Origin of the sequence: Peptoniphilus olsenii (assembly GCF_040545475.1) — a bacterium.
In the GTDB taxonomy this organism is placed as follows: Bacteria; Bacillota; Clostridia; order Tissierellales; family Peptoniphilaceae; genus Peptoniphilus_A; species Peptoniphilus_A olsenii.
Genome location: NZ_JBEPMA010000002.1, coordinates 131,128 through 145,061 on the forward strand (window position 1 = coordinate 131,128; position 13,934 = coordinate 145,061).

At 30.1% G+C, this 13,934-nt stretch carries 11 protein-coding genes; 3 read left to right on the top strand and 8 right to left on the bottom strand.

Translation table 11 applies throughout. From position 1 onward, the window contains the following. Positions 1–204: 204 nt before the first annotated feature. On the bottom strand, positions 205–1,587 hold the full coding sequence (gene pdxR, locus ABID14_RS02755; protein WP_354366969.1) for a MocR-like pyridoxine biosynthesis transcription factor PdxR: 1,383 nt from the start codon (positions 1,585–1,587) through the stop codon (positions 205–207). Between the two features lie 94 nt (positions 1,588–1,681). Here pdxR and pdxS point away from each other — a divergent pair, with 94 nt between their 5' ends. Then, positions 1,682–2,539, top strand: coding sequence for a pyridoxal 5'-phosphate synthase lyase subunit PdxS (gene pdxS, locus ABID14_RS02760; RefSeq protein WP_354366971.1), 858 nt, complete (start codon positions 1,682–1,684; stop codon positions 2,537–2,539). Between the two features lie 89 nt (positions 2,540–2,628). Here the strand turns inward: pdxS and ABID14_RS02765 are convergent, their stop codons facing one another. Further along, positions 2,629–3,321, bottom strand: coding sequence for a YwaF family protein (locus ABID14_RS02765; protein ID WP_354366973.1), 693 nt, complete (start codon positions 3,319–3,321; stop codon positions 2,629–2,631). 57 nt (positions 3,322–3,378) lie between these two features. Continuing rightward, on the bottom strand, positions 3,379–4,059 hold the full coding sequence (locus ABID14_RS02770; protein ID WP_354366975.1) for an aspartate/glutamate racemase family protein: 681 nt from the start codon (positions 4,057–4,059) through the stop codon (positions 3,379–3,381). 138 nt (positions 4,060–4,197) lie between these two features. On the opposite strand from ABID14_RS02770, the gene ABID14_RS02775 reads away from it, so the two are divergent. Continuing rightward, entirely contained in the window at positions 4,198–5,163 is a 966-nt protein-coding gene (locus tag ABID14_RS02775; protein WP_354366977.1) for a 3-hydroxyacyl-CoA dehydrogenase, read from the top strand. 1,575 nt (positions 5,164–6,738) lie between these two features. Here ABID14_RS02775 and ABID14_RS02780 read toward each other — a convergent pair. The 4 genes from ABID14_RS02780 to hydE all read right to left on the bottom strand — a co-directional run bounded on the left by ABID14_RS02780 (position 6,739) and on the right by hydE (position 11,165). Next, positions 6,739–7,269 (bottom strand): flavodoxin domain-containing protein, encoded by a 531-nt coding sequence (locus ABID14_RS02780; RefSeq protein ID WP_354366979.1) that lies wholly within the window; start codon positions 7,267–7,269, stop codon positions 6,739–6,741. Between the two features lie 254 nt (positions 7,270–7,523). Beyond that, entirely contained in the window at positions 7,524–8,699 is a 1,176-nt protein-coding gene (gene hydF, locus ABID14_RS02785) for a [FeFe] hydrogenase H-cluster maturation GTPase HydF (RefSeq protein WP_354366981.1), read from the bottom strand. Then, entirely contained in the window at positions 8,699–10,120 is a 1,422-nt protein-coding gene (hydG, locus tag ABID14_RS02790) for a [FeFe] hydrogenase H-cluster radical SAM maturase HydG (RefSeq protein WP_354366983.1), read from the bottom strand. The genes hydF and hydG overlap by 1 nt, the downstream gene beginning before the upstream one ends. Positions 10,121–10,136: 16 nt before the next feature. Continuing rightward, a complete protein-coding gene (gene hydE, locus ABID14_RS02795) occupies positions 10,137–11,165 on the bottom strand; it encodes a [FeFe] hydrogenase H-cluster radical SAM maturase HydE (RefSeq protein ID WP_354366985.1) in 1,029 nt (342 codons plus the stop codon). 218 nt (positions 11,166–11,383) lie between these two features. Between hydE and ABID14_RS02800 the strand changes: the two genes are divergently transcribed. Beyond that, a complete protein-coding gene (locus tag ABID14_RS02800) occupies positions 11,384–12,766 on the top strand; it encodes an MATE family efflux transporter (protein WP_354366987.1) in 1,383 nt (460 codons plus the stop codon). A 194-nt stretch (positions 12,767–12,960) separates the two neighbouring features. Here the strand turns inward: ABID14_RS02800 and trxB are convergent, their stop codons facing one another. Continuing rightward, on the bottom strand, positions 12,961–13,911 hold the full coding sequence (gene trxB / locus ABID14_RS02805; RefSeq protein WP_354366989.1) for a thioredoxin-disulfide reductase: 951 nt from the start codon (positions 13,909–13,911) through the stop codon (positions 12,961–12,963). Between the last annotated feature and the right edge of the window lie 23 nt (positions 13,912–13,934).

Below are 13,934 nucleotides of genomic sequence, written 5' to 3' on the forward strand. Positions count from 1 at the left end.
TTACATCTCAAAGAGTCTTTAAAATAATAGGCTTAAAATAATTTAATTTTAAATTAATTTTATATATTCTATGCTTACTTTAGGAAAATCGCACCACTTATGCCAGCACCTTCTCTTGCTATAAAAAATGCAATTATAATACTTCCAACTATTATTGCTGCTGCGATTATATATGCTGATTTATTATCCATGACATCCTCCTAATTATAATACTTTCTTATATCTTACCATATCTTCCACAACTTTTTTAAATATTTGAATTGCTTCTTTTAATTCTTTGTCCTTCATATTCCCATATCCTATTATTATTCTCGGATATTTATATTTTACTTCTCCTTCGTAATATTTTGCCAATCCCTCTACATATATATTTTGTTGTTTCATTTTTTTTATGATTTCTTGTTCTTTTATTTCTGTTTTTATTTCCAATATGAAATGCATTCCTGCTTTTTTATCTCTTATTTTATAAAGTTCATTATTTTCAAAAAAGCTAATGGTAAATTTCCTCTTGTCGTCATATTTTCTTCTCATTCTATTTAAATGTTTTTCAAAGTAACCTTCGTCTATATATTTTGAGAGCGATAGTTGAACTATATTTGGCACAGGGCAATTATAAAATGGCTTGATGCTCTCATATTTTTGCAATAATTTTTTTGGTAGAACCATAAAGCTAACTCTTAGTGTGGGTGATATTGATTTTGAAAAATTAGATATATAAACTACTCTATCTGGTTTATCAAGGCTTTTTAGTGCTGGTATTGGCCTTCCGTAGTATTTAAATTCACTGTCGTAATCATCTTCTAATATATATCCATTTATTTTTTGTACATAATTTAATAATTCTACTCTTCTGCCAATGGGCATTATATTTCCTGTTGGAAATTGATGTGATGGTGTGATTAAAAAGGCATTTATTTCCCTATTTTCTATGATTATGCCATCTGAGTCTATATTTTGAAATACATATTTTTTGTTATTCATTTCAAATAAATTCTTTAAATCTCTGTATCCTGGATTTTCTAGTCCAAAAACTGTATCTTGTGGCATTATATAAAATAGTATTTGAAATAAATATTCTATTCCTGAGCTTATGATAATTGATTCTTCTGCTACATCAACATTTCTTGCTGATTTTAAATAATTTTTTATTGAATGTCTTAGACATTGTAATCCTTTTATATCTCTTTTTGACAGTTCTTCTTTTTCTAATAATGATTCATTTAAAACTTTTTTGTAATTAGTGTTAGGAAAAGAAAAGTTAGCATTTTTATTCAAATCAAAATTATATTTTGACACAATCTTTTTGTCTTTTTTTACTATAGTGTCATTATTTTTGATATTTAAAATATTTTCAACTGGACTCACAAAATATCCTATTCGCTCTTTGGAATAAATATATCCTTCATCTATTAGATTTTCGTAGGCTTTAATTACTGTATTAATTGAAATTCCTAGATGAGTTGCCAAATTTCTTTTAGATGGCAATAATGTGTCTCTTTCTAAACTTCCCGATATTATTTCTTTTTTTATGTATTCATAGAGTTGCACAAAAAGTGATTCTTTTTCATTAAAATTTAAACTTATCAACTGGTACCTCCAAATATTATACATTTGATACTTTTAATGATACCAGATAACAGATATAATTTCTTTAATAAATTAATTTAATAAGGAGCAGATTATGAATACTAGATTTACAGAAATCACAAACTCACTCAAAGGTGGAGTAATAATGGATGTCACTAATCCAGAGCAAGCTCGCATTGCTGAAAGTGCAGGTGCTGTGGCTGTGATGGCTCTTGAAAGAATTCCAGCTGATATTAGAGCTGCTGGCGGAATTTCAAGAATGAGCGATCCAAAAATGATAAAAGAAATAATAAATGCAGTCCAAATTCCTGTTATGGCAAAGGTTAGAATAGGTCATTTTGTTGAAGCTTCTATCCTTGAATCTATTGGAATAGACTATATTGATGAATCTGAGGTTCTAACTCCTGCTGACAATTCTTACCATATAGACAAAAATAATTTTAACACTCCTTTTGTATGTGGTGCTAGAAATTTATCTGAAGCGTTGAGAAGAATCGAAGAAGGTGCTTCTATGATAAGAACTAAGGGCGAAGCTGGTACTGGGGATGTATCACAAGCTGTTAATCATATGCGTGAAATAATGGAAGGCATTGCTAATATCTCTAACCGCCGAGAAGATGAATTATATTATTTGGCAAAAGAAATGGGAGTATCATACGATTTGTTGAAATATGTGAGAGAAAACAAAAAACTTCCTGTGCTTAACTTCTCTGCTGGTGGAGTTGCTACTCCTGCTGATGCTGCACTTATGAGACGATTAGGTGCAGAGGGTGTATTCGTAGGTTCAGGTATTTTTAAATCTACAAACCCAGAAAAGAGAGCGATTGCCATAGTTAAATCCGCTGAAAATTATTTAGATAATGACATCATTGCCAATGTTTCAGAAGATATTGGAGAAGCAATGGTGGGTATAAATGAAGATGAGATAAAGGTAATTATGGCTAATAGATAAAAATTTTAATTATATAATCTGCAATTATTTAGAATTTAACCCACACTTTTTCTGAATTGTTGCTTATTATAAATAAACGCTCCTATTTTTTAATACACAATAGGAGCGTTATTATTTTTATATTTAATATTATATTTATTTTGACTTTTTTCTAAAATGTTGATTACCACAATTAACAGAAAACTCATTATTAAAAATAATTGCCAAATATTTATTTCAATATCTAAATTATCTGGCAAATGAGATAAATAACCATAATTGCCTCCTGTCATTGCATTTACAAATAATATTATAATATTCATTGTCAGTGTTATCTTTATAATATTGTTTAATTTCAGTTTTGTATCAAAATTTATTATTATAATACCAGCTATTACTAGCAATAAATGTGTGTCAATGTAAGTTATATTTGTCACATGAGGCCATAAAAATCTAGATGGGTCTGGAAAACTAACAGCAATTATCGATCCAATTATACCAAGCCATGCAAAATATTTTGCCAACTCGTTTTTATTTTTAAAATAAAATATAGCCATAGAAATTGCTGCGATTCTACAGTGATAAAAAGGTAATCCCTCTATTAGAAATAATTTATCATTTCCTGCATACCAACAAAATAAAATAAGTTGCAATAATATCAATCCTAATAATGAAATCTTTAATAATACCTTGCTATTCTTCCATCTTGTGGCGAAAAAAACAGAAAATAAAACCAAAACTCGTATTAAATTGATATTTAAATTGGTCTGATTATCCCCTATATATCTAAAAAAATAGTTCATGTACACTTCCTATATAAAAAATTATTTTTACATAGCATATCACAATATTAATATAATTTACAATATATTTTTGATGCTACTAAAATTTTTAAGCTCTTTTATCATATCATCAGCTGGATCTAATATATCTAAACTTGTGTATTTTGATATTTCTTCTTTTACATATGGAAAATGAGTACAACCTAATATAATTTTATCGATTTTATTACTTGCAATATTTACTCCTTCAAAAAATTTAAAGAGTGATTTTAAACCTAGTTTTTGCACTATTAGCTCAGGTTTATTCTTAGCTTCTATTTCCAATACAATTGGCAAAAATCCAATTGTAATAAGATTTAAATTATTATTTACACCCTTTAGCACCTTTTCTATACCATAAACAGACTGTGAATTAGCTCCAATTATTGCTAAATTATTATAATTTTGAGCATAATTTTTATAAATCTCTAAAGGTGTAATAATTTTAAAATCTTTATCTTTCTCAATTTTCTTATAATTTATAGCGGTTGAAAGAGAATTACAATAAATAAAAAGTGCTTTTGCACCTTTTGTTTTTGCATCATCAATTATTTCACAAATCTTATTTTCTAAAACTTCTTTACCTAAAAATTGTAATCGATCTTGTTCTTTAGGAGAACTTGCTACTGGATAAGATATTGTCTCAAAATAGTTTTGTTCTAATAATATTTTTCCTAATTCTGTATCCACTGGTGTACCTGCAGTTACTGCTACTTGCATACTAGTACCTCCTTTTATAAAAATCTTTCTTTAGTAATACCCTATACCATTAAACGCAACACATATATATTAAGTTTTATAAACTGATTTGGGTGGTATATTTAATAATAGTAGCAATTAATTGCAAGGAGGAAAATTATGAATATTAAAAAAGTAGTCGTATGTGGAGGCGGTGTGTTAGGTTCACAAATAGCTTTTCAATCACAATTTAGTGGTTTCGATACTACTATATGGCTGCGTAGCGAAGGCTCAATTGGAAGAACCAAGCCCAAACTTATACATGTTAAAGAAAATTATATGAAAACTATAGAAAAAATGAACGAAACTCATACCCCCATGGATTTTGCAAGAGGTATAGCTGATAGTTATGAGAACTTTGATTATGAAAAATCTCTTGAAAAAGTAAAAGAAGCTTATGAAAATCTAAAAATTGAACTAGATATGGAAAAAGCTGTAGAAGATGCAGATATTGTAATTGAAGCGATGAGCGAAGATTTAAATGCAAAAATAGAATTTTATAAAAAATTGGCACCATTTTTACCCGAAAAAACAATTTTATGTACTAATTCTTCTTCTTTATTGCCATCTTCTTTTATGGAATATACAGGTAGACCCGAAAAGTTTTTGGCACTTCATTTTGCAAATGAAATTCACAAGCATAATACGGCAGAAGTCATGATGACTTCAAAAACTGATCCCGAAGTTTTTGATGCAGTAGTTCAATTTGCTAGAGATATAAAAATGATTCCTCTACAACTTAAAAAAGAGCAACCTGGATATTTATTAAATTCAATGCTTATTCCTTTTTTATTTGCAGGTTTTGATTTGTATGTAAATGGGATATCTACTCCAAATGATATAGATGCTGCATGGAAATATGGCACAGGTGCTATAAAAGGTCCTTTTGAAATTTTTGATATAGTGGGACTCAAAACAGCTTATGAAATTGTGAATGCATTAGCTGTTCGTTTTGGTGAAAGTGGACCGTATAATTACAAAGGTCAAGCTCAAATACTTGCACAAAAAATTGAAGAAGGTAAAATTGGATTGATGGCTGGAGAAGGCTTTTACAAATACGACAAAGAAGGAAATAAAATCAATTAATTTTATGTAGAATTATTGCATTCTAATTATTAATAGAAAATAAAAATTAAGATATTATTAAATAATGAGAGTGTATACAAAGTTCAATAGATTTCATCTCACTACAGAAATTGGAAGTTCATACTTTTACAATCTTAATATCACAAACTCGCTTACGCTCAACAGTATGATTTTCGGGCGATTTGATTCAAGTTGAACTTTCTACAATTTTTCACATGGGATGAGATTTCTTTAAAGCTTTGTTACTTTGTCATCATTCAGGATACTATAAAAATAGGGTTTTATAAATGAAACCCTATTTTTTTATTTCTTTCAATTCTCATTTTAAGCGAACATGGCGCTCCGTCGTGTGCTCGAATATTGAGAAGTCTGCTTGTATAGGGGCTGTTCTGTAAAAATAAATATAAGTCTTTTTCTTATTATTTGACTACATTTTCTAATTAATCTACAAATTCACTTGACTACAGACAGACTCTTTATGCGTTCGCTCTGCTCACTTAGTCGAGATGACAGTGTGGAAAGACTACGACAAGCCTCGGAACTGTCATTCCGAGTGAAAGAAAATTCTTACGAATTTTCTGGAATCGAGGAATCTGCCTGTAGAGGGGTTGTTCTGTAAAAATAAATATAAGTTTTTTTCTTATTATTTGACTACATTTTCTATTCTTATTTCGAAGGAAGGAAAGTGGGCATTCCGCTTTCGCTGCGAGGCCCCCTTTCCTTCCTTCGAGCTACCAACCAAACCCCCACGCCTTTTTTAGACAAAGTTTTACCTCTTTAGTTTTTCTTTTCCTCGCAAAAAGTCGGATTTTTAAAACTCGCTATCGCTCGAACAGTTAAAAATCTTTTTCGACTTTTTGCTATACTTGTTCGTGGTTTGGGTGCTTGAATACCTTTTTGTTTAAAATAAAAAGAAAAACTATCAAGAAATGAAATGTATATGCAGTTACAAACTTTCAAACTGTCATTCCGAGTGAAAGAAAATTCGTAAGAATTTTCTGGAATCGAGGAATCTGCCTGTAGAGGGGTTGTTCTGTAAAAATAAATATAAGTTTTTTTCTTATTATTTAACTACATTTTCTATTCTTATTTCGAAGGAAGGAAAGGGGGCATTCCGCTTTCGCTGCGAGGCCCCCTTTCCTTTCCTTCGAGCTTCCAACCAAACCCCCACGCCTTTTTTAGACTAAGTTTTTACCTCTCTAGTTTTTCTTTACCTCGCAAAAAGTCGGATTTTTAAAACTCGCTATAGCTCAAACAGTTAAAAATCATTTTCGACTTTTTGCTGTACTTGTTCGTGGTTTAGGTGCTTGAATACTTTTTTATTTAAAACTTTACAAATTCTCTCCACCACATGCAGATCCTTCGACTTCAGAAATCTTGTCAGATTTCTTTCGCTCAGGATGACATGGGAGGGAAAAAGTTCTCTCCATTAAATGCAAGACTCTCCATGCGTTCGCAACGCTTTTTAGTCGAAATCACATTTGAAGATACGTTGAAAGCCTCGTCAACTGCCATTCCGAGAGAGCAAGGTAAGTCGAGGAATCTACCTCTATAGGGGTTGTTCTATAGAATTAATTAAAAGTCCTTAATTTTTTTATAAAGAGGTTCTAGATATTTTTCATCAGTCCAATCCAATTTTTTATCTTTATTATCAAGTAAATCCTTGCTCCATTTATCAAGGCTATCATAAGGCTTCTTCTCTACTGATTTTATTAGAGCCTTGCACATAATTTTATCTACAAAATTCATTGACTCTAAATCCCAAGCTCCTCGACAGTAAAATAGTGGTATATCAGATAGTTTTCCTGGCAAGTTATGCTTTTTAACTTCTTTTAAACTTTTTTCATCCTCGCTTGCTGATGCTCCAACTGCAAACACTAATATTTTTTTATCAAATAAGTTATCATAAAATTTTTGAAGAATTTTAATGCCTTTTATTCCACCTGCATAAAGTCCTCCACCAAAAATAATTACATCATATTCTTTTAAATCCTGTAATTTAACATCACTATCACTTATAGTATCAAATGAATATTTTTCACCAATCCAGTTTGCATACTTTAATGTAGAACCATATTTTGAACCATAGACTACAATACCCTTCATGTTTTCCTCCAAATTACCAAATCAATAAAATATTTAATAATAAACTTCCAATCTTCATTATTTTATCATAAATTGTTTATATTATTTCCTATCTCAAAAATAATTTATTTCCACTTCTAATAAAAATATTATATTTTACATAGTGCTTGGCATTCTAAGAGCTTGCGATAATCTATAAAGAAGTTAATTATAAAAAAGCTGATAGCTATTGCGAAAACAAGCTATCAGCCAAAATTTAACTAATGAAAACAATTTTAATATTCAATTTTATCCAAAATACCTTTAAAATATGCAATAGCTATTCCATAATTTGTTATGGGAACTCCCAATTCTTTAGCTTTTTCTATTCTAGTATTTATATTTTTAGAATTAAGCATGCATCCTCCACATTGAATAATTACATCATATTCTGAAATATTATCAGGAAATGCAAATCCACTATTTACATCAATCAAAATATTTGGATTTATGGTATTTTTAATTAATTTTGGAATTTTAATTCTTCCTATATCTTCCTCTGCAGGTGCATGAGTACAACATTCTGCTATTAAAACTTTTGAACCACTTTTTAAATTTTTAAGTGCTTCGACTCCCCTTAAATATTCATCTATATCACCTTTTAATTTTGCAAAAAGTACTGAAAAAGAAGTTAACCTACTATCAAGAGGTTTTTTGTTGTAAACTTCAAGAAAAACCGAAGAATCAGCAACTATTAAATCTGGTGATTTATTGACTAATTTCAAAACATCTTGCAATTCCTCAAGTTTTACCATGCTGACAATTGCATTTTTATCCAAAAGTTCTCTTATAGATTGAACTTGAGGTAAAATCAACCTATTTTTTGGAGCAGCTATATCTTGTGGTATCACAAGTAGTACATAATTTTTTTCACTTACTAAGCCGTCAAATAGTTTATCATTTACTCTTGGAGCAAATTTCAAAAGATTTTCAAGGAGTAATTCCATTCCCATTTTATTTTTTGCCGAAACTTCTATAACTTTTTCATCTATAAATTGGTTCTTTATGTTAAAAATTTGCTCTTCTGTTAATTTATCGACCTTATTTATTACAATAATTTTTGGAGTATTATCTAATTTATTTAATAATTCTTTTTCTGAATATACTTTTTCATCAGATACCACAATTACTGCAATGTCTGTTTTATCAATCACTTCATTTGTCTTTTTAAGTCTTTCTACTCCAAGCTCTGTTTCATCTGATATGCCTGGTGTATCCATTAAAAGTACAGGCCCCAAATTTTTTAGTTCCATGGATTTATATACAGGATCAGTTGTAGTCCCTTTAATATCAGATACAATTGAAATTTCTCTATTGGCAAAAGCGTTTATTAAAGAGCTTTTACCTGCGTTGACCTTGCCAAAAAATCCAATATGAATTCTATTTCCAGAATTTGTTTTGTTTAAATCCATCAGAATCTAAAGTCTCTCTTTCCTACTTTTTCCATATCTTCAATGTACTCACTTGCTTTTTCTTTTACTCTTTGGTTAGGTATTTTCTTTAGTTCTTCATCAATTAATTTTTGTCCCAATTTTTTAGAAAAATCAGAACCATAATCTAATAAATATTCTTTTAAAGTCATGAGGGCATTAGGTTGGCAGCAATTTAAAATTTGACCTGACTTACAAAGTTGCATAAATCTATCTCCAGTTCTACCTTCTCTATAACATGCAGTACAAAAACTTGGGATATATCCAAGTTCAATGAGCCAATCAACTATTTCTTCGAGAGTTCTATTGTCTGATAAGTCGAACTGAGCAGAATTATCCTCTTTTTTTTCTTCCTGTGCATATCCTCCAACAGAGGTTCTTGACCCTCCAGATATTTGGCTAACTCCAAGTTCTAATGCTCTTTCTCGCACCTCTTTAGATTCTCTAGTTGAAATTATCATACCAGTATATGGGACAGAAATTCTAATCATTGCAATAATTTTTTCAAATATATCATCTGCAAGTTGATTTTTAAAATCTTCAGGGTCAATATCATCTCCCGGTTGAATTCTTGGAACAGAAATAGTGTGAGGTCCTACTCCAAATTTTTCTTCTAAATGTTCTGCATGCATTAAAAGTCCAATAAATTCATACATATATGTCTCAAGTCCAAAAAGAACACCTATACCTACATCGTCAATTCCTGCTTGCATAGCCCTATCCATAGCTTCTGTATGATAATCGTAATTATGTTTTGGGCCTGTTGGATGAAGTTCTTCGTAAGATTTTTTATTATACGTTTCTTGAAAAAGTATATAAGTGCCTATGCCTGCATCTTTTAATTTTTTATAATTCTCAACAGTTGTAGCAGCAATATTTACATTAGCCCTTCTTATTTGTCCATTCTCGTGCTTAATTGAATAAATAGTCTTTATAGATTCAAGTACATATTCAATAGGATTATTAATTGGATCTTCTCCTAATTCTAGAGCCAATCTTTTGTGCCCCATGTCTTGAAGTGCAATTACTTCTTTTTTTATTTCATCTTGAGTTAGTTTCTTTCTGCGAATATTTTGATTTTGTGAATGGTAAGGGCAATAAACACATCCATTCACACAATAATTAGATAAGTATAATGGTGCAAAAAGTACAATCCTAGAACCATAATGATCTTCTTTTATTTTTTTAGCTAACGAAAAAATTGATGAATTTATTTCTTCATCATCTGTCAGCAAAAGTAAAATAGCCTCTCTGTGACTAAGTCCTTTTTCGAGCTTTGCTTTTTCCAATACTTTTTTTAAAAGTATTTTATTATCTTTGTTTTGGTGAGCATACTCTATACTTTTTAAGATTTCCTCATGATTTATAAATTCTTCTGCTTTTGATGACGCTTTATTATACATTTTACTTCCTTCTTCCTTAATAATCTCCTCTGTCAAGGGAAATTTCATATCCTATCCTTTTTAGTTTATCATTTAAATTAAGAAAATGATCTTTGTTTTCCATTTCTGTACCAATTTTATTGTCATATAATTTATAATTTTGCCTTAATTTAACATCTCCCACATTAGGCATCAAGACATTACATCCTGCCAATATACCTCTTTCTCTACCAAAATCATCAATGCTACCTAGAGCTGTAGTCGCTGGCAATAATATTTTTTCATCAGCAATTCTCACGATAGATAAAATTTTCAGCACATCAGAAACCTTTCCATGAGGATAATCTCTAAAAGGTGTGTCTTTATGTGGAATAAATGGCCCCAGTCCCACCATATGTGGCTTTAATTTTAAAATTAAAAGTAAATCTTTATAAATATTTACAAGATTCTGATGTGGAGAGCCAATCATCATTCCACATCCAGTTTGATACCCTAGTTTTTTTAACTCAAATAGTTTATTAATCCTTGTCTCAAAACTCATTTTTGAAGGATGTAGTTTTTTATAATGCTCTCTATCATAAGTTTCATGACGCAACAAAAATCTATTAGCACCAAGTTTTTTTAGCCCTTCTAAGTCCTCGTAACTCCTCTCTCCAACAGATAGTGTTACTGCAACATCATATTTTGATTTAATATCTCTTAAAATTTCTCCAAAATAGTCTAATGTATAAAAATCATCTTCGCCACCTTGAAGCACTATAGTTTTTATACCAAAAGAATATACATTTTCAACTCTTCTCAAAATTTTTTCTTTTGAAAGTCTAACTCTTTTCATGTTTTTATTGCCATTTCTAAGGCCACAATAATAGCAATTATTTTTACAAAAAGTACTAATTTCTATTAAACCTCTTATGTAAATTTTATTACCAAAATTTTTCAAGGTCAACTCTCTTGCATATTTATTTAAATCTTCATAATTTTCTAGTTCCATCAAAAATTTAAAATCTTCAAAGGAAATATTTTTAGTTTCATAAAATTTATCACATATATTTATTGTTTTGTTCATAAAAAATCCTATCTTAGTTAAAAAGTTCACAATCTATTATAATACTTACAAATTTATTATCAAGTATAGTTATTTGATGTAGTTAAAATATATAGTTTTTTGTATTTTATTGTGTTTTAAAGTACAATATTATTGGCTATATTTTTAAAAATATTTACAACTTAAATATTAACACGAATTGACAAATATTTAAAATAATTATATGGAATGATTTAATAGTGAAAAATAAATCAATATCGAATATTAACAAAAATACAATGACAGAAGGAAGCATTTGGAAGACAATTTTACTGTTCTCTATTCCACTTGTTTTTGGAAATTTACTCCAACAAACTTATAATACCGTAGATTCGATAATTGTAGGTAATTATGTAGGTAGTCATGCTCTGGCAGCGGTGGGCTCAAGCACAGCTTTAATTAATCTACTAATATCATTTAGTCAAGGTATTGCTGTTGGCTCAGGAATAATAGTTGCACAATCTATAGGAGCAGATAAACAAAAAGATATACGTGTTTCAGTGCACACTTCACTGGCAATTGCAATCATACTCGGCCTTTTAATCTCAGTACTGGGATATATATTTGCTCCATGGCTTTTAAAAAGCATGAACACACCGCCCGAAGTGATGAAGGAATCAATTACTTATCTTAGGATTTTTTCTTTTGGTCTAATATTTAATATCATTTATAATATGGAAGCTGGAATACTTAATGCTGTGGGCAATTCAAAAAGGTCACTTTTATACCTCGCAATAGCTTCCTTTGCAAATATTATACTCGACCTAATATTTATTAAGAGTTTTAAATTTGGCGTAAGCGGTGCAGCTATGGCGACAAATATAAGTCAAGCAATATCTTCAATACTTGCACTTTTATTTTTGATGAGAGTTCCAGAAATTTACAAGGTGAGAGTTTCAAAAATCAAAATACACAAAAAAATGGCAACTAGAATAATTAGTATCGGCATTCCTACAGCTATCCAAAATACTGTAATATCTTTATCAAATGTCATCATGCAATCTAGTGTAAATGTTTTTGGTGCATTTCCCATGGCTGGTTTTGGTGCATTCATGAAGATAGATGGATTTAATATATTGCCTGTTATGAGTCTGAGTATGGCAATAACCACATTTGCAGGCCAAAACTATGGAGCAGGAAAAATAAAACGTGTAAAAAAAGGAATGTGGACTACACTCGTCATGAGTCTTATTTATACAATAATAACAGGAACACTTTTATATACATTTGCACCAAATGTAATAGCTCTTTTTACAAATGAAATAAAAGTTATAGAGGCAGGAGTGCTCGCCACTAAGTTTTTCTGTCCATTTTATTTTTTGTTAGCCATCATGCATTCTTTGGCGGGAACAGTAAGAGGTACAGGGAAAACTGTGCCGCCCATGATAATACTTCTGGTGTCGCTTTGTGCTTTTAGAATATTAGCTGTTAAACTCATAATACCTCATTACAATACGATTAGAAATGTATATATGCTCTATCCAATTTCTTGGGTTATAGGAGCAGTTTTGATGGTTATATACACAATTAAAGCAGATTGGATTAGTGACGAAAAAGCTAAAAACATTGCCCAAGACTTATAAGTCTTTAGGCAATGTTTATTTTTTTAATATATATTTTAAAAATTTTAAACTTATGTTAAAATTACAATTTTCCCAAAAAAATTTATCAATTTATTTTATACTCCCATTATAATGTATGCCAATAGAATTTTCCACAATTGCATATAAAAAACCCTCTTAACTAATATCTTAGTAAAAAGGGTATAAAAATATTTTTATTCTTCTTTAAAACCTTCGTATAAATTTCCTTCTGCTTCATCAATATATTTTTGTGCATTTATTGAAGCTATAGCTCCATCTCCTGCCGCATTTATAATTTGGCGAACAGTCTTTTGTCTTATGTCTCCTGCAGCAAATACTCCTGGTAGGTTTGTTCTCATTTCATCATCGGTTATTATATACTTTTCATCAGAGATATTAATTTGATCTTTATATATATCTGTATTTGGCACATAACCTATAAAAACAAAAATACCAAAAGGATTATCTGATTTGATAGATTTTACTTCGCCGGTTTGATTATTCTTGAGAATCATTTCATCGACAATTTTTTCGCCTTTGATTTCCACGACTTCACTATTCCAAATAAATTCAATTCTGTCATTGTTAAAAGCCTTCTCTTGTAAATCTTTTGACGCTCTTAATTCATCTCTTCTGTGAACAATGTAAACTTTTTTTGCAAAGTTTATGATAAAAAGTGCTTCTTGTACAGCAGAATCTCCACCGCCGATTACATATACATCTTGTCCTTCATAAAATGCAGCATCACAAAGAGAACAATAACTTACACCTCTGCCTTTAAACTCTTTTTCACCTGGAGCTCCAATAGGACGTGGATTAGCACCTGTAGCAATAATAACTGCCTTAGCCTCATATTCGTCCATAAATCCTTTAATTTTTTTGACTTCGCCAGTTAAATCTACCGAATCAACTTCATCCATTACGATTTTTGCACCAAACTTTTTAGCTTGGTCAGCCATTTTTTTTCCTAAATCTGTTCCGTCTATTTTATCAATTCCAGGATAATTTTCAATACCAGTTGTTTCTGTAACTTGTCCGCCTTCAATACCTTTTTCTATGATTAAAGTGTCCTTTTTTGCTCTTGCAGCATATAGTCCTGCTGTAAGGCCTGCAGGTCCACCCCCAATTATTATAATATCATACATGGTATACCTCCATTCTACATTAT